Below are 20738 nucleotides of genomic sequence, written 5' to 3' on the forward strand. Positions count from 1 at the left end.
TCTTCACGAGCGGCCCCGCACCGACCATCGGTGCGGGGCCGCTCGCGTACTTCCCAGAAGACCCCGCACTGACCATCGGTGCGGGGCCGCTCGCGTACTTCCCAGAAGACCCCGCACTGACCATCGGTGCGGGGCCGCTCGCGTGCTTCCCAGAAGACCCCGCACTGACCATCGGTGCGAGGCTGCTCGCGTGCTCCGCGCTGGCCATCGGCGCGGGGTATTTCGCGTGCTTCCCAAGAGGCCCCGCACCGGCGTGGGTGCGGGGCCTCTTGGGCGCGGCGTTCGCCCGTGGCGTGGGCAGGGTCAGACGGCGGCGTGGAGCCAGCGGACGGGCGCACCGTCGCCCGCGTACCGGAACGGCTCCAGCTCCTCGTCCCAGGGCCGCCCGAGCATCTTGTCCAGCTCGTCCTCCAGCACACAACGCCCCTGCGCGGCCATCATCATCGCCGCCCGGAGCCGTTCCTCGGGGATCATGATGTCGCCCGCCGCGCCGATGACCGCGGTGTAGGCACCGAGGGTCGGCGTGTAGGCATGGCGGGACCCGTCGACTCCCGGCGAGGCGTCCTCGGTGATCTCGAACCTGAGGCGCTGCCAGCCCATGAGTGAGGAGGCGATGGCCGCGGCGATGCCGGCGCGACCCTCCCACTCCGCCTGGGCCCGCACGACATTGGGCGCGGCGGGTTGCGGAGTCCACGTCAGATCAACGGGCACGCCAAGGACACCCGCGACTGCCCATTCGATATGAGGGCACAGCGCGGGCTGAGCCGAGTGGACGTAAAGGACGCCACGAGCAGACACCGGACCTCCCGTTTCGGTACGAGGTGCGCCTTCCCCAACGGCCTCGCCCCGGGATGATCACAAGTGACTAGGGAGAGACTACCGTCGGTCGCTATCCGGCACCAGAGGGGGGCCATACCAACTTGGTGCGGGAGTGGCATGTGACAGTTGGACCAGCGGGGAAACATACCGCCTCATGGAAATTGAATCTGTCGGCGCGTCGCTCATCCGGCCTGGTCAGGTGCTGACCGACCGCGCGGCGCTGTCGGCCGTCTCGCGCTGGACCCAGGCGGTCTCGGAGGCGGACGGCGTCTGCGTGATCCACCTGTCGCCCGGCGCCGACCCCTGCGAGATCACCGCCGAACTCCGCGATCGGGGCCTGCGGGCATCGCCGAACCACGTGTTCCGCGGCCAGCCCCTGTTCTTCGGTGGTCCCGCGTCCAGACCCTTCCCCACCCCGCCCATCGCCCACAAGCCGGGGCGCTCCCGCTCGGGCGTGGTCGTCGGGCTGCTCGACACCGGCATCGCCAAGCACCCGTGGTGGTCCGGCAGCGACTGGTACGGCGAGACCGCCCCGGAGTGCGCCGACGCGACGGAGGGCGCGCAGGCGGGGCACGGCACGTTCATCGCGGGCCTGCTGACCAGGCGGGCGCCGGGCGCGGAGCTGAGCGTGCACCGGGTGCTCGACGGCGACGGCATCGGCGACGAGGCGACCGTCGTCCGCGCCCTCCACCGCATGCGCGAGCGCCCCCCGCAGGTGCTCAACCTCTCCTTCGGCGGCCACACCTACGACGACCGCCCGCCACCGCTGCTGAGCGACGCCCTCGCCGCGCTGCCCGACACGGTGGCCGTGGCCTGCGCCGGCAACACGGGGTCCGACCGGCCGTTCTGGCCGGCGGCGCTGCCCTCCGTGGTGGGCGTGGCCGCAGTGGACGCCTCGGAGGAGCAGCGCGCCCCCTACTCCGGCTACGGCATCTGGGTGGACGCCTGCGCCCGCGGCGACTGGCTGACCAGCAGTTTCCTGGACGGCGGCGACTTCGCGGGATACGCGGCGTGGAGCGGCACGTCGTTCGCCACCGCCCTGGTGGCGGGCGCCGTCGCGGACGGGGCCAAGAGCGAGCCGGCCAAGGAGGTCGCCAGACGGCTCTTCGAGTCCGAGCGGGCCCGGCAAATTCCCGATCTGGGAGTTCTGATCCCGGCGAGTCTGTAGAGTTTACGCTCAGTCCTCAGCCAATCACGGGGAGGCATGATCGCCTACTCGTGCCGGACGGAAGGAGGCCGCGATGCGCGATTCAGCGGAGCTGCTCGCAGCGGCGGCCGAGGGCGACCGGACGGCCTGGGACGAGCTGGAGTCCAGGTTCGGGCCGCGCATGTGGGCTGTGGCCCGCGCGTGCGGCCTGAGCCCCTCCGACGCGGCGGACGCGGTCCAGGGTTCCTGGTTGCGCCTGCTGCAGCACCTCCCGAGCATCAGGGATCCGGCCGGGGTGGGGGCCTGGCTCGTGACGACCGTGCGCCGTGAAGCCCTCCTGCTGCTGCGCAAGGATCGTCCCGGGGTCTCCTCCTTCGAGGTCGTCGAAGACCCCGACCCGGAGTCCGCCGTCCTGGAGGCCGACGGCCGCCGCCTGCTCTGGAAGACGGTCTCCGACCTGCACGAGCCCTGCCGCTCACTCCTCCAGCTGGTCGCCGTCGACTTCGGCAACCAGCAGATGGCGTCACGGCTCGGACTGCCCGTGGGCAGCATCGGTCCGACCAAGGCCCGGTGCCTGGAAAAACTGCGCACTCTGATCTCGATACAGGAGACAGCGCAATGATCAACGATGAGTATTTCCTGGCAGCCCTCCGGTTGGCCTCCGGGAACGACCCGATCCCCGGCCACGTGTCCGCCGCCGCGCGCGACGCCTACCGGTTCCGGGTCCCCGGAGGGGTGACGGCCGACCCCACCGACCGTGGCGCCGCCGGCGGCGTACGCGATGACGAAGGCTCCCATCTGGTGCGCTTCGTCGTGGCGGGCCTCACCTTCGACCTGGAGATCACGATCGGCGACGGGCTCATCGACGTGGCGGGGCACGTCTCCCCGTACCCGGGGGAGGGCGCGCTCATCGACGTGCGCACTCCCCATCTGACGCTCACCCGGCGGATCGCCGGCTCCGGCGACTTCGCCGCCACCGGCCTGCCGCCGGGCTGGCTGAGCGTGGTCTGCCACCGCCCCGGCTACAAGCCCGTCCAGACGCGGTGGGTGCGCATCCGGCCCTGACGCGACCCTGATCCCCTTGCCGACCAGCCGAGAGAGCCGCGTCGCTGCTCTCGGCCGTTTCCGTACCAAGGCACCGAGTTTCCACCCCAAGGCACCCATATGAGCGCATCACCAGAGCGACCCGACGACCGAGATCCACTCGTCGTGGCGGCCGAGGCCGCTGTCATGCGCTCCCTGGTCGATCCCGACCACGCCCTGCGCGCCGCCCGTACCGTGCTCTCCTCCGCCCGCCGCGCCGGCGACCCCGAGGCCGAGGCCGTCGCGCACAGGGCCATCGCGCTGGCCGCCCGCGAGCTCGGCGATCTGCGCAGCGCCGAGCACCACCTCCGCGAGGCCATCGCCATCCCGGGCGCCCCGCCGGAGCGCATCGCCCAGGCCCGGCTCTCCCTCGTCACCGTACGCACCGAGCTCGGCCACCCGATCCAGGCCCTGCGCGTGGCCGCCCTGGCCTGGGCCCACCTCTCGCCGCTCGACCGCGCCAAGCTCGACACCCAGCGCGCGGTCGCGCTGGCCCGGCTCGGCCGCCACCAGGAGGCCATCGCCTCCTGCGACCGCGCGCTGCGGGTCCTCGTGACCGCTCCCGGCACCATCGACGACCGCCGGTTTCTCGCGGGCGGGCTGCTCAACCGCGGTCTCGTCCACTCCTACCGCGGCGACTGGGACGCCGCCATGCGCGACCTCACCGCCTGCCTGGAGATCTCCCGGCAGGCGGGGCTGCGGCACCTGGGACGCCTGTCCGCCGCCAACCTGCCTTTCCTCGCGGTACGGCGGGGCGACATCGCGGGGGCGTTCAAGCTCTACCGCGAGGCCGAGGACACCCTGTTCGGCTTCCCCGAGCGGCTGGCCACGATGCGGGCGGACTTCGCCGGCGCTCTGCTGGCCGCCCATCTGCCGGGCGAGGCCAGGGCCATGCTGAGCCTGGCCGTACCCGATCTCGAGGCGTCGGGGGCGCACGTGGCGCTGGCCGAGGCCCGGCTGAAGCTGGCCCAGGTGGAGCTGCTGACCGGTGACCCGCGCCGGGCGCTGGAGGTGGCCGAGCAGGCGGCCGGCGAGCTGGCCGCGCAGGACCGGACGTCCTGGCTGCCGCTGGCCAGGGAGGTCGTCCTGCGGGCCCGGCTGACGCTCGAACCCGTCACGCCCGCCCTGGTCGCCGACCTGGTCGCGTGCGCGGACGAGCTGGAGGACGGCCTGGCGCACCTGGCGGGCGCCGCCGCGCTGCGGCTGGTGGCGGCGGAGGCGGCGCTGGCCGTGGACGACCACCCGACGGCCTCGGCGCAGCTGGCCCTGCTCACCGAGCACGCCGAACGCGAAGAGCCCTTCGCCCCGATCGGCACCCGGCTCACCCCGCGGGACTCCGAGTCCGCGCGGGAGGCGGAGATCCCGGTGCCGGTACGGCAGCACGCGCTCGCCCTGGAGGCGTCGCTGCAGGAGGACGCCACGGGGGCCTTCCGGGCGGTCCGCGTCGGGCTGTCGGAGGTGAGCGAGCGGGTGGAGACGTTCGACGATCCATCGCTGCGCGCCCACGCGGCCAGGGCCGGGGAGCGGCTGGCGGGGTTCGGGCTGGGGCTGGCGGTGCGGGGCGGGTCCGCCGGGGAGGTGTTCGAGTTCGCGGAGCGGTGGCGGGCGGTGGCCGCGCCCTCGCACGCGTGCTCGCTGGTGGATCCCGAACGGGTGCGGGCGGAGCTGGGCTCCGGGGCGCTGGTGGAGTTCGTGGCGGACGGGGACGCGCTGCTGGCCGTGCTCGTCACCGGCGAGCGGGTGACGCTGCGGCGGGTGGGTGACGTCCGGCAGGTCAAGGAGGCGATCGTCCGGCTCCGTTACGCGCTGCGCCGCCAGTGCTCCGCGACGCCGCAGCCTCGCTGCGACCTGGAGAGCGTCGAGGTGGCGGCGCTGGAGGTCGAAGGGCTGCTGCTGCGCCCGCTCCTCGCCGAGCTGGGTGACGGGCCGCTGGTGGTGGTGCCGGTGGACGCCCTGCACACGCTGCCGTGGGGGGCGCTGCCGTGCCTGCGCGAACGCCCGGTCAACGTGGTCGCCAGCGCGGCCGGCTGGGTGCGGGCCCGGGAGCTGGCCCGCGCCCGCCGGAGCGGCCCGCCGGCGGTGGTGGCGGCGGCCGGGCCGGCCCTGGCGCACGCGCACGCCGAGGTGCGCAGCGTGCTCGCCTGCCATCCGGACGGGCGCGAGGCGCCGGGGCGCACCGGGCCGGTGCTGGAGGCCCTGGCGACGGCCGACGTCCTGCACCTGGCCGCACACGGGGTCTTCCACGCGCGCAGCCCGCTGGTGTCCGGAATCACGCTGGAGGACGGCTCGCTGATGGCCTACGACCTGCTGGACATCCCGCGGTCGCCGGGGCTGGTGGTGCTGTCGGCGTGCAACTCGGGGATGTCGCGTACGCCGGTGGAGGGGGCGCCGCTGGGGCTGCCCGGCACGTTCCTGGCCAAGGGGTCGGCGTGCGTGGTGGCGGGGCTGGTGCCGGTGCGGGACGAGGGGGCCTGGGCGCTCATGAGCATGTTCCACGAACTGCTGGTGGCGGGCCGGCCCCCGGACGCGGCCCTGGCCTCCGCCGCCGCCAAGACCGGCGAAACCGGCTTCGTCTGCTTCGGCGCGGGCGACCATCCGTTGTACTAGCGGCCGCCCGCCCTCTGGGTGAGCGGCCGCTTCAGCCGGTGGCGACCGGCCGGGAGGGGTCGGCCACCCAGTTGGACCAGGAGCCGACGTACAGCGCGGCGGGCAGGCCGGCCACCTCCAGGGCCAGCACCTCGTGCGCGGCCGTCACGCCGGAGCCGCAGTAGGCGCCTGCCTGGACCCCCTCCCGGACCCCCAGCCCGGTGAAGCGGTCCCGGAGGGCGGCGGGCGGGAGGAAGCGGCCGTCGGGCCCGACGTTCTCCGTCGTGGGGGCGCTGACGGCCCCGGGAACGTGCCCGGCCACCGGGTCGACCGGCTCCACCTCGCCCCGGTAGCGTTCGGCGGCCCGGGCGTCGAGCAGCACGCCCTGGGTGGCCAGCGCCGCCGCCTCGTCGGCCGTCAACGCCGGCATCCCGCCGGGCCGCGCGGTGAAGTCGCCGGACGCCGCGAGGTCGGGCGAGTCCTTCGTGGTGGGCAGCCCGGCCCCGGTCCACGCGGGCAGCCCGCCGTCGAGGACGCGGACGTCCTGGTGGCCGAAGTAGCGCAGCGCCCACCACGCCCTGGCCGCGACCGTGGACCCGGCGTCGTCGTAAACCACCACGGGGCGCCCGTCCGACACGCCGAGCCGCCGCATCGCGCTCTGGAACGCGCCCGCCTCCGGCAGCGGGTGCCGCCCGCCCGCGCCGGGCGGGGCCGCGAGATCCTGGTCGAGGTCGCAGTAGACGGCGCCCGGGATGTGCCCCTCGCGGTAGAAGTCCACCCCGGGCGGCCCGCCGAGCCGCCAGCGGACGTCGAGCACCGTCACGTCATCGAGCGCGGCGAGCTCGGCCGGTGTGATCAGCGGGCTGGTCAAGGCGTACCCCCAGAGAATTCGGCGCCGGAACTGGTCACAGTATCCCCGGCCAGGTCACGTGCGTGCCTGCAGGAGCGGCACGTGCTGCTCGGCCGCCGTCATCGAACCGTGGTAGCCGATGAACAGGGCCTCGATCCGGTGGCGGGAGGGCGCGATGATCGCCAGGTCGGTGCAGGGAACGGCCACGACGTCGCCGATGCGGCCCAGCCACGCGTCCCGCACCCGGGGGCCGAACCAGCCCGACTCCACCGCCTCCCGCCTGGAGACCACCCAGGCCTTCCCGCGCAGGGTCTCGCGCCACGCCTCCAGCACGTCCGGCCCGGCTCCGGGCTCGGCGTAGACGTGCCTGGCCCTGGCCTCGCCGCCGAGCAGCGCCACGCCCTCCGCCAGCTCGGGCACGCTCTCGGCGTCGATCTTCTCGGTGGCGTTGACCATGCCGTGGTCGGCGGTCACGTAGAGGGCGGATCCGGCGGGCAGGCCCGCCGCGAGCCGCTGGGCCATGTCGTCGACGATGGCGAGCTGCCGCAGCCACTCCTCGCTGCCCCACCCCGTCATGTGGCCGGCGGCGTCCAGATCGCCGTAATAGACGGTGACATGCGCCGCCCCTTGGCGCATCGACTCGTGTACGCGGGCCACGCGCTCGTCCACGGTGTCGGCGGCCACGTAGCGTACGCCTCGGTAGACGGCCTTCGTCAGGCCGGTGCCCTCGAACTCGGCGGGGCCGACGTAGACGGCGTCGAGCCCGGCCCGGGTGGCGCGCTGGTAGACGGTCGGGGCGGGCTGCCAGAGCTCGGGATCCATGGTGAGGCCGTCGGGGAGGGTCCACCGCAGGCAGTTGAACAGGTGGCCGGTGCCGGGGACGGCCAGCGTCAGGCCGAGCATGCCGTGCTCGCCCGGGGTCAGGCCGGTGCCCAGGGAGCAGAGGCTGGTGACGGTCGTGGCCGGGAATCCGGCGGTGAGCGTCCGGCCCGCCAGGCCGGACAGGAACGGGGCGGCCCCGGCGTGCGCCCTCAGCAACTCGGCGCCCAGGCCGTCGACCAGGAACAGGCACACGCGATCGGCCGGCTCCAGGACGAGCGGCCCGCCGCCTGCCGCGCTGGGCGGACTCGCCGGATCCGAGGCGTGCGCCGCACCGGGCGGACTCGCCGGGTCCGGGTCGGGTGCGCCTACGCCCAGCGCCGCCAGCAACGCGTCAGGCAGGTCCGCGAGTGACCCGCCGCCGTACCCCGGCACCAGCATGTCGTCATCCTATGCCCTGGCGGAGCTCTCCCTCAGGAAGCGCGGGCGGTGGCCTCGGAGAGGGCCTTGGCGAAGGCGAGGACGTGGGTGACCGCTTCCGGGCCGTCGGCCGCCTCGCTGACCCGGAGGGACAGGTCGTCGGCCGTGATCGCGCCCGTGTAGCCGTGGTCGGCCTCGCAGTTTTCGTCGCCGCAGGTGGCCGGCTCCAGGTCCACGTGGGAGATGGCGCCCCAGCCGATCGTGAGCGTCACCTCCGTGGGAGGCACGCCGGGGACGTAGGAGGCGGGGTCGGGCACCACGCGCGTGACGGCGACCGACTGGACGCGGCTCAGGCGCACGGCCTCCGTGGTGGTGGAGGCGTGGGACGTCGAGACGCCCTCCACCGCGGGATGCTCGTCGGTGTGGCAGACCAGCAGCCGGGTCGCCGACAGCACCAGCACCGTGACGTGCCTGCGCACCTCCATGGCGGGATCGAAGGTGGCCTCATGATGGACCACGAAGGCGGTCACCGCCTCCTTGCCCAGCGCGGATTCGACCGCATCGGTGACGAGGTCGGGATAGTAGCCGCTGCGCTCGATCGCTTCACGCAGGCCCGCGGCTGAGACTCGGGTTTCCCTCATGGGTCCATCCTGCCAGGGCGAGGCTGTGTGCTCACCCGCCGGATATAACGCTCTATAACGTCTTTTATCCAGGCATCAGGGGGCACTTCGGTTCACCCCATTCGCACCCGTCGGCCGCCCTTCGCTGAGAGCTGATCACGACAGCCTCCGGGGGCCGCCGTCGAGGCGTGGGCCCGCCGGGGTGCGGAGGGTGGCGCGGGCGCCGAGGACGATGACCCCCGACTCGCCGACGAGCACCTGGTCCAGGTCGAGCCGGGCCACCTCCGGCAGGTCGTGGGCCAGGCGGCCGACGCGTACGAGGAGGTCTTCCAGGGCGTCCACGGCCACGGGCGGGTAGCCGTACTCGCCGAAGAGCAGCGGGGCCGCGCGGACGGAGCGCACGAGCGCGGCGGCGTCCTCGCGGGTCAGCGGGGCCAGGCGGAAGCCCTGGTCGAGGAGGAGGCGCGCGGTCACCTCGCCGAGCCCGAACGAGACGAAGGGGCCGAACGCGGGGTCCTCCACGACGCCCACGACGGTCGGGACGGCCGGCTGCGGGGCCATGCGCTGGACGGCCAGCTCCACGCGTTCGCCGAGCTGGTCGGCGAACTCGGCGTAGGCGTGGCGGACCATCTCGGGCCCGGTCAGGCCGAGCCGCACGGTGCCGGCGCGCCGCGAGGCGCCGGGATCGGCCACCTTGAGCACGACCGGCCAGCCGAGCCGCTCGGCCGCCCGCACCGCCTCGTCCGGCGACCGCACCACTTCGGCGGGCCAGACGGTGAGGCCGTAGCAGGACAGGAGCTCGGCGGCGTCCACCTCGACCGGCGGGCCGGGCTGCGCGAACGCCCCCTCTTCCGACGCGCCGGTCCGCGCCGGAACGGTCGCGGTGAGGGCCGTCCCGACGAGGGCCTTGGCGCCGGCCGTGTCGATGCCGTCGAGCTCCGGCGGCGGCACCGCCGGGTGGGCGAACCACTTGGCGTAGCGGACCACATGGGCCAGCGCGCGCACGGCCTCCTCGGGCGCCGCGTACGAGGGGATCGAGCCGCGCGAGGGCGCCGCCCCGCACCCCGGCGGGCCGGTCTCGACGCGCAGGGCCGGGTGCATGCCCAGATGCCCCTGGAACGTCGCCAGCACCGGCTTGCCGGAGTCCTTCGAGACCCGCAGCAGCTCGGCCGCCACCGCGTCCGTGTCGCCGGGGATGGGCGGCATGTAGATCACGACGGCGGCGTCCACGTCGGGCGAGGCCAGCTCGCCCGCGAGGGCCGCGCCGAACTCGGAGGCCCCGGCGGCGGCGCCCAGGTTGACCGGCGAGCGGGGGTCGAGGCCCGCGGCGAGGCAGGCGTCGGCGGCCAGGAGGCCGAGCGCGTCGGAGTTGGTCACGAGCGCGACCCGGGGCCCGGCCGGCAGCGGCTGATAGGCCAGCAGCTGGCCCACGTCGAACAGCTGGATGAGGTCGTCGACCCTGATCAGCCCCGCCTGCTCGAACAGCGAGCTGATCGCCGAGTCGGGCAGCCGCAGCTCCTCGGCCGAGTGCCCGGCGGGGGTGCCGCCGCTCTTGACCACCACGACCGGCTTGCTGCGGGCGATGCGCCTGGCCAGCCGGGTGAACTTGCGCGGATTGCCGAGCGACTCCAGGTAGAGCAGGACCACCTCGGTCGAGTCGTCCTCCTCCCAGTACTGCAGCAGGTCGTTGCCGGACACGTCGGCCCGGTTGCCCGCGGAGACGAACGTCGAGATGCCCATGCCGCGCTGTGCCACCCGCTGGAGCAGCGCCGTGCCGAGCGCGCCCGACTGGCTGAAGAACCCCACCTTGCCCCTGCACGGCAGGGTGGCGGCGAGGGTCGCGTTGAGCTGGACGGCGGGGTCGGTGTTGGCGATGCCGAGGCAGTTGGGGCCCACGACGCGCAGCCCGTACGAGCGCGCGAGGCGAGCCAGCTCGTCCTGCCTGGCCTTGCCCTCCGGGCCCGTCTCCCCGAACCCCGAGGAGACCACGACCAGCCCGTGCACCCCCTTCTCCGCGCACTCCTTGACCACGTCGATCACGCCGGAGGCGGGCACGGCCACCACGGCCAGGTCGACGTCGCCGTCGATGGCCCCCACGCTCGGATAGGCCCGCACGCCCGCCACGGCCCGCACCTCCCGGTGCACCGGGTAGACGGGGCCGGTGAAGTCGGCGCCCAGCAGGTTGCGCAGGACGGTCTGGCCGACCCCGCCGGGCTCGCGCGAGGCGCCGATGACGGCGACCGAGCCGGGGGCGAGCAGCCTGGCGATGGAGCGGGACTCGGCGCGGTGCTCGCGGGCGAGCGTCACCTCCGTCGAGGTCTCGGTGGGGGTGAGGTCGAGCGTCATGCGTACGACGCCGTCCTCGAACTGGCTCTGGGCCGTGTAACCGGCCTGGCGCAGCAGGCCCGTCATGCGCATGTTGGCGGGCAGGACGTCGGCGACGAAGCGTTCGATGCCGTTCTCGCGGGCCGTGGCCGCCAGGTGCTCCAGGAGCACGGAGGCCACTCCCCTGCCCTGGTGGGCGTCCTCGACGAGGAAGGCGATCTCGGCCTCGCCGGGGGCGGTGCGGTCGTAGCGGATGACGGCGACCATCTCGGCGCCGATGGTGGCGATCAGCGCGACCCGGTTGACGTAGTCGACGTTGGTGAACCGCTCGACCTCCCGGTCGGACAGCCGGGGCCGCGGCCCGAAGAACCGGAAATAGATCGACTCGTCCGACAACCGCGAGTAGAAAGAGCGGAGGCGGTCGGCGTCGGCGGGCTTGATCGGCCGGACGTGCGCGGTGCCTCCGTCGGCCAAAACGACGTCGGCCTCCCAGTGGGCCGGATAGTGTGCCTCCACAGTGACGAGCGTAAACCCGCATTTCACATGCCAAGACCGGAGCCCCTGTTGGGCAACGCTTGTGCATCGACTGCAGCCCGGTGTCGTGGGACCGCCCCACGGGCAGCCCGGAAGCTGTTAGTTTTGCCGTGGCCAGGCTCGTTCTGAAGGCAGCAAGGTGGTGACATCATGACGCGGGTCGTCGTGGTGGGCGATCTCATGACCGACGCGGTCGCGCGCGCCCGTTATGCGCTCGCCAGGGCGAGCGACACCCCGGCGATCGTGACCATGCACGGCGGCGGCTCGGGGGCCAACATCGCCTCGTGGCTGGCCGTCGAGGGCGGCGAGGTGGCCTTCATCGGCCGCAGGGGCGCCGACATCACGGGGCGTAACCGTGACATGGAGCTGATGGGCTACGGCGTCGACGCCCGGCTCGTCATGGACCCGGAGCGGCCCACCGGCACCTGCGTGGTGCTCGTCACGCACAAGGGCGAGCGCACCATGCTCTCCGACCCCGGCGCCAACGCCGCGCTGTCGCCCGAGGACCTGCCGCGAGACCTGTTCTCGAGCGGCGCGCACCTCCACCTGTCCGGCTACACGCTGATCAACGAGGGCTCGCGCGACGCGGGCCTCGCGGCGCTCGACATGGCCAGGCGCGGCGGGATGTCGATCTCGGTCGACTGCGCCTCGTCCGCGCCTCTGGAGCGTACGGGCGCCGAGTCGTTCCTGGAGTGGACCAACGGCGTCAAGCTGCTGTTCGCCAACATCGAGCAGGCCAAGGTGCTGACCGGCCGCGACGACGCCGAGTCCGCCGCCAAGGTGCTGACGGCGTGGTTCCCGCAGGTCGTCATCAAGATGAACTCCGAAGGCGCGCTGTGGTACGCCAACGGCCGCCCCGACCCGGTCCACGTGGCCGCCGAGCCGGTCGACAAGATCGTGGACGGCACGGGCGCCGGAGACGCGTTCAGCGCCGGTTTCCTGCCCGCCTGGCTGGCGGGCAAGCCGCCGGCCGAGTCGCTGGCCGCGGGCTGCCGCCTGGCCGCCAAGGCCATCATGCACCTGGGCGCCCGCCCGCCGTTCTAGTCCCGGGGTCTCCGTTGTGAGCGGTCCCGCACCGCTATGGTGGAGAAAATCGGGATGAGGGCGAAATAAGGGAGCCGGATGCGCGGCGTGCGTCCGTTACGGCCGGGCGACCCCACGTCGGTGGGCTCGTACAAGGTCACCGGCTTTCTCGGTGAGGGCGGTCAGGGCAGCGTCTACCTCGGCGTCTCCCCGTCCGGCGAGCAGGTCGCGATCAAGTTGCTGCACGCCAGGTTCGCCGACGACGAGCAGGCGGTACGCCGCTTCCGCCGCGAGGCCGAGGCGGCGCGGCGAGTGGCGGAGTTCTGCACCGCGCGTGTGCTCGAGGTCGGAGCCGTCAACGACCAACCCTTCATCGTCGGCGAGTATGTGGACGGGCCCTCTCTGCAGCACCAGGTCACCAAGGAGGGCCCCGTCCAGGGCCCGGCGCTCATGCGGCTGGCGATCACCACGGCCACGGCCCTGGTGGCCATCCACGGGTCCGGGGTCGTCCACCGGGACTTCAAGCCCAGCAACGTGCTGCTCGGGCCGGACGGGCCCCGGGTGATCGACTTCGGCATCGCCCGGGCGCTGGACATCAGCCAGAGCCTGACCACCGGAATCGTGGGGACGCCCGCGTTCATGGCCCCCGAGCAGTTCCTCGGGGAGGCCTCTCCGGCCAGCGACGTGTTCGCCTGGGCGGGCACCATGATCTTCGCCGCCACCGGGCGCGGGGCCTTCGGCTTCGGGCCGCTGCCCGTGGTCATGCACCGCATCCTCAACCTCGACGCCGACCTGAACGGCGTGCCGCCGGAGCTGGCGCCGCTGCTGTGGGCCTGCCTGGCCAAGGACGCCCGGCGGCGGCCCACCGCCGAGCAGCTGATGCGGGACCTCATCCGCGCCGGCACCGCCCCGCCACCCGCCCCGGCACCTCCGGGATCGCAGCCGGTCAGTGGCCCTCAGGCGCAGGGCCCCCAAGGGCAGACGCCTCAGGGCCGAGGTCCGCTGCCCTATCCGGTGAGCGGCCCCGTGAGCCCGTTCCCGCCGAGTGCCGCGACCGAGCCTTCGCGGCAGCGCGGGCAGCGAAGGGCGCTGGTCTCGATCGGGGCGGCGGCCACCGCTCTCGTGACCGGGGTCGCGGTGTGGCTCGTGGCGCGGACCCATCCCGAGGACCTCGCCTCGGACCCCACGCCCGCACCCGTGCAGGCGGCGGCCTTCGGGGCGGCCGTGACGTCCGTGGCGGAACCTTCGGCCAGGAAGGGCGGGACTTTGCGCGTCGTCTCGCCGTACGAGCTGGAGTCCGTCGATCCGGGGAACATGTACCAGCCGTTTTCCCGGAACCTGGTCCGGCTCTACGGGCGTTCGCTGACGATGTTCAGGCCGGCGCCGGGAGCCGCCGGGACGCAGATCGTGCCGGATCTGGCCGAATCGCTCGGGGTGCCGGGCGACAGCGGCAAAACCTGGACGTACAAACTCCGGCAGGGCGTGAAATATCAGGACGGCACGCCGGTCACCTCCGAGGACGTCAAGTACGCGATCCTGCGGAGCATGGATCCCTCCCGCAACCTGGGATCGAGCTACTTCGACCTCATGCTCGACCTCCCGTCCGGCTACCAGGGCCCCGCCAGGTCACCGGGCGCGAACACCGACTCGGCCATCCAGACCCCTGACGACCGGACGATCGTCTTCCACCTCAAGCAGCCGTACGCGACGTTCGACAACGTCGTGCAGCTCCCCGAGACCATCCCCGTGCCGAAGGCCAAGGACACGCAGGACGGCGTCCTCGCCTCGGGCCCGTACAAGATCGAGAGCGTGTCCGCCGACAAGAAGCGGGTCGTCCTCACCCGCAACGACCAGTGGGCCGCCGCCACCGACCCCAACCGCGTTCCGCTCCCCGACCGGTACCAGATCGACTACCAGGTCACCGACGCCGATCAGCGGCTGCGGGCCGGCACCGCGGAGTTCGGCCCGTCCATCACCTCGTCGGACGCCGCGGCGGTGCTCGCCGTGCCGGCACTCAAGCAGCGGGCCGACGCCCCGGTGAGCGCGTCGGCGCGCATGCTGGCGATCAACCCGCAGGTGCCGCCGTTCGACCGGATCGACTGCCGCAAGGCCGTGGTCCGCGCGCTCAACCTCAAGAACCTCGCCCAGGCGTACGGCCCCGGATCCGCGCAGTCCCGGCTGCCCACCTCGCTCGTGCCGCCCACGGTCTCCGGCAGCCACTGGCCCGATCCGAACCTGAAGACCGAGGGCGACCGGCAGGCCGCCAGGCAGTCGCTGGCCGCGTGCGGGAAGCCGGCCGGGTTCTCCACCAACTACGTCTACCGGGACCTGCCCGGCGAGAGGCAGATGGCCGAGGTCGTACAGCGCGACCTCGCCCAGGTCGGCGTCGGCGTCAAGCTGCGGCAGGTCTCCACCGCGGAGTTCCACAAGAGCTACGGCGGCAACCCGGGCCGGCTCAAGGAGCAGGGCATCGGCCTGATCCCCAGGTCCTGGTCACCCGACTGGCCCGACCCCGACTCGTTCCTGTCGTCGATCGCCGACAGCAGGCAGATCACCGACTCGTACTCGTTCAACGTGAGCGTCCGCGTCAAGGCGATCGACGACCTCATGGACCGGGCCAGGGCCGAGCTCGACGCGGGCAGGCGGGCCGGCCTGTGGACCGAGGTGGAGCAGCGGCTCGCCGGCGAAGCCGTGCTCGTGCCGATGGTCTGGCTCAGCCCCCTGCTGCTGCGCGGCCGCAACGCCGTCAACGTCCACGTCAGCCCCGTCTACGACGACTACGACCTGCTCACCATGGGCGTCAGGTAGGCGGCCTCACGAGGTGACCGCCAGGGCGAGCGGGAGCACCGCAGGAGCGCCCGCGTGCCGGATCAGAGCCGCCCCCAGCGTCATGGTCCACCCGGTGTCGACGCGGTCGTCCACCAGCAGCACCGGCCCGCCGCACTGCGCGATCGCGGCGCCGAGTTCCTTGGGCATGGCGAGCGTCCCCCGGATCGCCTGCACCCGCTTCGCGCTGTTGAACTGCTGCCCGGGCGCCCCCGCCCGATAGCCCAGCTCGCCGAGGTAGGACAGCCGCCCCACGGACGCCAGCCGCTCGGCGAAGCTCCGCACCAGCGCGGGGCGCGTCGCGGACGGAACGCTGACCACGGCCACGGGCCGCTCGCGCCAGTCCCAGGCCGCCAGCACCTGCACCACGGCCTTGAACACCTCGTCGGGCACCGGCCCGTCGCCCCCGTGGAAGAGCTCCCGCAGCCGGTTGCCCCAGCCGATGTCGGTCAGCCGCCCGAGCGCGCGGCCGGGCTCGGCGCCCAGCTCCGGCTTGATCCGCCCGGACAGGTCGGCCAGCCCGGTGGGCCACTGCCTGCGGGCCTCGATCTCGACGCCGGGCCTGCTCAGCCGCTGGCGGGCGCCCTCGACGGCCTGCGCGCCGATCTCCGGCGAGCGGTGCCGCCCGGTGCAGTTGTCGCAGCGCCCGCACGGCGTGGCGGTCTCGTCGTCGAGGTGCCTGCGCAGGAACTGCTCCCGGCACTCGGACGTCGTCAGATAGGCCAGCATGGCCTCCTGCTCGGCCCTGCGCTCGGCGGCGATGCGGGTGTAGCGCTCGACGTCGTAGGCCCACGGCTCGCCGGTGGCCTCCCAGCCGCCCTTGACCCGCCGGACCGCGCCGTCCACGTCGAGCACCTTGAGCATCATCTCCAGCCGGCTGCGGCTCAGGTCGACCGCCGTCTCCAGCGCCGGGGTGGACATGACGCCGCGCTCTTCGAGGGTCTGGAGCGTGGTCCGTACGACGGGCTCGGGCGGGAACGCCAGCGAGGCGAAATATGACCAGATATCCCGATCCTCGGTGCCCGGCAGCAGGATCACCTCGGCCCGCTCGACCCCGCGCCCGGCCCGGCCGACCTGCTGGTAGTAGGCGACGGGCGACTGCGGCGCCCCCACGTGCACCACGAACCCCAGGTCCGGCTTGTCGAACCCCATCCCCAGCGCGCTCGTCGCCACCAGCGCCTTGAGCTTGTTGGTCAGCAGCGCCTCCTCGGCCGCCAGCCGCTCGGCCGGGTCGGTCTGCCCGGAGTAGGCGGCCACCTCGAACCCCTGGTCGCGCAGGTATCCGGCGATCTCGTGGGCGGCGGCGACGGTGAGGGTGTAGACGATGCCGGAGCCGGGCAGCTCGCGCAGCGTCTGCGCCAGCCAGGCCAGCCGCTGCTCGGCGCTGGGCAGGCGCACGACGCTCAGATGCAGGCTCTCCCGCTCCAGCGGCCCGCGCAGCACCATCGTGCCGTCGCCGTCGTCGCCCGGCAGGCGCATCTGCTCGGCCACGTCACGGGTGACGCGGGCGTTGGCGGTGGCGGTGGTGGCCAGGACGGGGATGCCCGGCGGCAGCTCCTCGAACAGCGTGGCCAGCCTGCGGTAGTCCGGCCGGAAGTCGTGGCCCCAGTCGGAGATGCAGTGGGCCTCGTCCACCACCACCAGCCCGGCGCTCTCGGCCAGCTCGGGCAGGACGTTGTCGCGGAAGTCGGGGTTGTTGAGCCGCTCGGGGCTGACCAGCAGCACGTCGACCATGCCCTCGGCGACCTCGCCGTAGACCTCCTCCCACGCCTCGGGGTTGGCGGAGTTGATCGTGACGGCCCTGATGCCGGCCCGCTCGGCGGCGGCGATCTGGTTGCGCATGAGCGCCAGCAGCGGCGAGACGATGACCGTGGGGCCCTCGCCGAGCTCGCGCAGGAGCGCGGTGGCCACGAAGTAGACGGCCGACTTGCCCCAGCCGGTGCGCTGCACGACGAGCACCCGCCGCCGGTCCAGCACCAGCGCCTCGATCGCGGCCCACTGATCCTCGCGCAGCACGGCGTGCTCGCCGGCCAGGGCCCGCAACCGCTCCTCGGCCTCTTCACGCAGCATCGCGACATCGGGGGCTTCACTCATGCCCCCCTTGTTACCAGCTTTCTCCGACGGAATGGGCCAGTGGGCCTCAAGCCGCTACTTGTCGGCGTGCTCGGGGAAGGCGTTGATGGTGACCCGGTGCATGCGGCGGCGCTCGGTGTAGTCGGCCACCGCGTAGTGCTGGGTCGGGCGGTTGTCCCAGAACGCCAGCGTGCCGGGTCGCCACCGCAGCCTGAGCTGGTACTCCGGCGACCGGATGTGGTCGATCAGGAGCGGCAGCAGCGCCTCGTTCTCCCGCTCCGTCAGCCCCACCAGGCGGGTCGTGGAGGCGCGGTTGACGAAGAGGGCCTTGCGGCCGGTCTCCGGGTGCACGCGCACCACCGGCCGCTCCACCGGCGGCCACTTGGCCTGGATCTCGGCCAGGTCGAACGGGTGCCCCTTCGCGATCGCCTTCTTCATCGACATCGTGATGTCGTGCACGGCGGTCAGCTCGTCGCACAGCCGCTGCAGCGACGGCGAGAGCGTCTCGTACGCCAGGTACGTGTTCGCCCAGCACGTGTCCCCGCCCACGCTGGGCAGCTGGACGCAGCGGAGCAGGGAGCCCATCGGCGGGGTGGGCTCGAAGGTGTTGTCGCTGTGCCACTCGTCGCCGCCCTCACCCTTCGGCGAGGTCTGGTCGAGGACGTGGATGGGACTGGCGGAGTCCTTCTTGAAGGCGGGGTGGTTGAGCGTGCCGAAGTTCAGGGCGAACTGCAGGTGCTGCTCGTCGTCGATGTGCTGGTCGCGGAAGAACAGCACGAGGTGCCTGAGCCAGCCGGCCCGCAGGGTGGCGACCTCTTCCTGCGACAGGGGTTTGCGCAGATCGACCCCGGTGACCTCGGCGCCGATGTGCATGGTCACGGGATGGAACTCGATCATGACGCCTCCGGATACAGGTGGGAACCCTCGGCCCGAACGTACGACCCAAGCAATTGCTTGGTCAAGGGTCGTCCGGGAGAGCCTTCCGTACACGCCGGGCGACTTGTGACGCCAACGAGTCGCGGGCACCCGAATACCTTCGGCACAATGTTCGACATGGCCCGACGCACGACTGCACCCCCGCCCGAGGACTTCGAGGAGCGGATCGTCGACATCGACGTCACCTCCGAGATGCGCACCAGCTATCTCGAGTACGCCTACTCGGTGATCTACCAGCGTGCCCTGCCCGACGCGCGCGACGGCCTCAAGCCCGTGCAGCGTCGCATCCTCTACTCGATGAGCGAGATGGGCCTGCGCCCGGATCGCGGCCACGTCAAGTCGTCGCGCGTCGTCGGCGACGTCATGGGCAAGCTGCACCCGCACGGCGACAGCGCCATCTACGACGCCCTGGTGCGCCTGGCGCAGCCGTTCTCCATGCGCCTGCCGCTGGTCGACGGCCACGGCAACTTCGGCTCCCCCGACGACCTGCCCGCCGCCATGCGATACACCGAGGCCAGGCTGGCCCCGGCGGCGATGCTCATGGTCGACGCCCTCGACGAGGACACCGTCGACTTCAAGCCCAACTACGACGGCCAGGAGACCGAGCCGGTCGTCATGCCGTCGGCGTTCCCCAACCTGCTGGTCAACGGCACCAGCGGCATCGCGGTCGGCATGGCCACCAACATGGCGCCGCACAACCTCAACGAGGTCGTGGCCGCCGCCCGCCACCTGATCAAGAAGCCGGACGCGACGCTGGACGAGCTGATGACGTTCGTGCCGGGTCCCGACCTGCCGACGGGCGGCTCGATCATCGGGCTGCAGGGCGTGCGCGACGCGTACGAGACGGGGCGCGGCACGTTCCGCATGCGGGCCAAGTGCGCGGTCGAGCAGATCACGCCCCGCCGCAAGGGCATCGTCGTCACCGAGCTCCCCTACAACGTCGGCCCCGAGCGCGTCGTCACCAAGATCAAGGAGCTGGTGAACGCCAAGAAGCTCCAGGGCATCGCCGACCTCAAGGACCTCACCGACCGCCACAAGGGCCTCCGGCTGGTCATCGAGATCAAGAACGGCTTCATCCCCGAGGCCGTCCTGGAGGAGCTCTACCGGCTGACGCCGATGGAGGAGACGTTCGGCATCAACAACGTCGCCCTCGTCGACGGCGAGCCGCGCACGCTCGGCCTGCGCGAGATGCTCCAGGTCTACGTCGACCACCGGCTCGAGGTCGTGCGCCGCAGGTCGGAATACCGGCGGCGCAAGCGCGAGGAGCGCCTCCACCTGGTCGACGGCCTCATCATCGCCCTGCTCAACATCGACGAGGTCATCCAGGTCATCCGCTCCTCGGACGACTCGGCCGAGGCCCGCACGCGGCTGATGGACGTGTTCGACCTGACCGAGATCCAGGCCTCCTACATCCTGGACACGCCGCTGCGCCGGCTCACCAGGTTCGACAAGCTGGAGCTGGAGCGGGAGAAGGAGACGCTGAGCGACGAGATCGCCAAGCTGACCGAGATCCTCTCCTCCGACACCAAGCTGCGCCAGGTGGTCTCGGGCGAGCTCGCCGACGTGGCCAAGAAGTACGGCATGCCGCGCCGCACGGTCCTGCTGGAGTCGCCGGGCGTCGCCCGCACCCCGGCCGCGGTCGTGGACCTGCAGGTGGCCGACGACCCGTGCCTGGCGCTGCTGTCCTCGACCGGCCTGCTGGCCCGCACCTCCGACGCCACGCCGCTGTCGGGCGAGGGCGAACGCTCGGCACACGACGTGCTGGTGTCGGTCGTCAGGACGTCCGTACGCGGCGAGGTGGGCGTGGTGACGTCGCTGGGCCGGCTCATCCGGATCCAGGTCGTCGACCTGCCGACCCTGCCGACCACGGCCAACCCGCCGTCCCTGTCGGGCGGGCACCCGGTCTCCGAATACGTCTCGCTGCAGCCCGACGAGAAGGTCGTCGGCCTGGGCTCCCTCGACCCCGACGGCCCCGGCCTGGCCCTGGGCACGGCTCAGGGCGTGGTCAAGCGGGTCGTGCCCGACTATCCGGCCAACCGCGACGACTTCGAAGTGATCACGTTGAAGGACGGCGACACCGTGGTGGGCGCGGTCGAGCTGGTCTCGGAGTCGCACGACCTGGTGTTCATCTCCTCCGACGCCCAGCTCCTGCGCTACCAGGCCGCGCAGGTGCGCCCGCAGGGCCGCCCGGCGGGCGGCGTGGCGGGCATCCGGCTCGACGGCGGGGCGCGGGTGATCTGGTTCGGAGTGGTGGATCCCGAGCGTCCCGCGCACGTGGTCACGATCGCGGGCTCCTCGACGGCGCTGCCCGGCACGCAGGTGGGCGGCGGCAAGGTCTCCGACTACGCCGAGTTCCCGCCCAAGGGGCGGGCCACGGGCGGGGTCCGGGCGCAGCGGTTCCTGAAGGGCGAGGACGAGCTGCTGCTGGCCTGGGCCGGCCCGGCTCCGGCCAAGGCGGTCTCGGCGGTGGGCAAGCCCGTGCCGCTGCCCGAGGAGATCGGCCGCCGCGACGGCTCGGGCGTGCGGCTGACCAACACCATCGGCGCGATCGGCGGCGCCCTCGCCTCCGGGCCCGAGGACCTGCCGTCCGGGCCTGCCCCGGCGGCCCCGGCCGAATAGACGTCCCTTTGCCGCTGCCGGGTGCCCGCGGGCGCCCGGCAGCGGCTGTTATGAATCA

At 72.8% G+C, this 20738-nt stretch carries 14 protein-coding genes; 7 read left to right on the forward strand and 7 right to left on the reverse strand.

Annotated elements, in window-relative coordinates:
• Positions 1–303: 303 nt before the first annotated feature.
• A complete protein-coding gene (locus H4W80_RS21305) occupies positions 304–798 on the reverse strand; it encodes a DUF3145 domain-containing protein (protein WP_192786703.1) in 495 nt (164 codons plus the stop codon).
• Positions 799–973: 175 nt separating this feature from the next.
• On the opposite strand from H4W80_RS21305, the gene H4W80_RS21310 reads away from it, so the two are divergent.
• From H4W80_RS21310 to H4W80_RS21325, 4 genes are all read left to right on the forward strand, one after another.
• Positions 974–1987 carry a S8 family peptidase gene (locus H4W80_RS21310; RefSeq protein WP_192786704.1) on the forward strand — a complete coding sequence of 338 codons (1014 nt, stop codon included), beginning with the start codon at positions 974–976 and terminating at the stop codon, positions 1985–1987.
• A gap of 73 nt (positions 1988–2060) precedes the next feature.
• Positions 2061–2588, forward strand: a complete 528-nt coding sequence (locus H4W80_RS21315; RefSeq protein ID WP_192786705.1) for an RNA polymerase sigma factor — start codon at positions 2061–2063, stop codon at positions 2586–2588.
• Positions 2585–3031, forward strand: a complete 447-nt coding sequence (locus tag H4W80_RS21320; RefSeq protein ID WP_192786706.1) for a hypothetical protein — start codon at positions 2585–2587, stop codon at positions 3029–3031. Before H4W80_RS21315 ends, H4W80_RS21320 begins: the two co-directional genes overlap by 4 nt.
• 99 nt (positions 3032–3130) lie before the next feature.
• Positions 3131–5656, forward strand: a complete 2526-nt coding sequence (locus H4W80_RS21325) for a CHAT domain-containing protein (protein ID WP_192786707.1) — start codon at positions 3131–3133, stop codon at positions 5654–5656.
• Between the two features lie 31 nt (positions 5657–5687).
• Here H4W80_RS21325 and H4W80_RS21330 read toward each other — a convergent pair whose 3' ends face one another.
• From H4W80_RS21330 to H4W80_RS21345, 4 genes are all read right to left on the reverse strand, one after another.
• On the reverse strand, positions 5688–6506 hold the full coding sequence (locus H4W80_RS21330; protein ID WP_192786708.1) for a sulfurtransferase: 819 nt from the start codon (positions 6504–6506) through the stop codon (positions 5688–5690).
• Between the two features lie 54 nt (positions 6507–6560).
• The gene (locus tag H4W80_RS21335) at positions 6561–7745 is read right to left on the reverse strand and encodes an alkaline phosphatase family protein (RefSeq protein WP_192786709.1); all 1185 of its coding nucleotides are present in this window, start codon (positions 7743–7745) and stop codon (positions 6561–6563) included.
• A 32-nt stretch (positions 7746–7777) separates the two neighbouring features.
• Positions 7778–8365, reverse strand: a complete 588-nt coding sequence (locus tag H4W80_RS21340) for a DUF5998 family protein (protein ID WP_192786710.1) — start codon at positions 8363–8365, stop codon at positions 7778–7780.
• A gap of 135 nt (positions 8366–8500) precedes the next feature.
• Positions 8501–11185 (reverse strand): GNAT family N-acetyltransferase, encoded by a 2685-nt coding sequence (locus H4W80_RS21345; protein ID WP_318786979.1) that lies wholly within the window; start codon positions 11183–11185, stop codon positions 8501–8503.
• Between the two features lie 168 nt (positions 11186–11353).
• Here H4W80_RS21345 and H4W80_RS21350 point away from each other — a divergent pair, with 168 nt between their 5' ends.
• Together H4W80_RS21350 and H4W80_RS21355 are read left to right on the forward strand one after the other, a co-directional pair.
• The gene (locus H4W80_RS21350) at positions 11354–12247 is read left to right on the forward strand and encodes a carbohydrate kinase family protein (RefSeq protein WP_192786712.1); all 894 of its coding nucleotides are present in this window, start codon (positions 11354–11356) and stop codon (positions 12245–12247) included.
• 78 nt (positions 12248–12325) lie between these two features.
• Complete coding sequence (locus H4W80_RS21355) at positions 12326–15034, forward strand: ABC transporter substrate-binding protein (RefSeq protein WP_192786713.1); 2709 nt, start codon at positions 12326–12328, stop codon at positions 15032–15034.
• 6 nt (positions 15035–15040) lie between these two features.
• Here H4W80_RS21355 and H4W80_RS21360 read toward each other — a convergent pair whose 3' ends face one another.
• Both H4W80_RS21360 and H4W80_RS21365 read right to left on the reverse strand, forming a co-directional pair.
• Positions 15041–17146: a RecQ family ATP-dependent DNA helicase gene (locus tag H4W80_RS21360; RefSeq protein ID WP_225963583.1), complete on the reverse strand. Its 2106-nt coding sequence runs from the start codon at positions 17144–17146 to the stop codon at positions 15041–15043.
• Positions 17147–17200: 54 nt separating this feature from the next.
• Positions 17201–18022: a TauD/TfdA dioxygenase family protein gene (locus tag H4W80_RS21365; RefSeq protein ID WP_192786714.1), complete on the reverse strand. Its 822-nt coding sequence runs from the start codon at positions 18020–18022 to the stop codon at positions 17201–17203.
• A gap of 156 nt (positions 18023–18178) precedes the next feature.
• Here H4W80_RS21365 and H4W80_RS21370 point away from each other — a divergent pair, with 156 nt between their 5' ends.
• Positions 18179–20680 carry a DNA gyrase/topoisomerase IV subunit A gene (locus H4W80_RS21370; RefSeq protein WP_192786715.1) on the forward strand — a complete coding sequence of 834 codons (2502 nt, stop codon included), beginning with the start codon at positions 18179–18181 and terminating at the stop codon, positions 20678–20680.
• Positions 20681–20738 lie beyond the last annotated feature (58 nt).

Origin of the sequence: Nonomuraea angiospora (assembly GCF_014873145.1) — a bacterium.
Lineage (GTDB): Bacteria > Actinomycetota > Actinomycetes > Streptosporangiales > Streptosporangiaceae > Nonomuraea > Nonomuraea angiospora.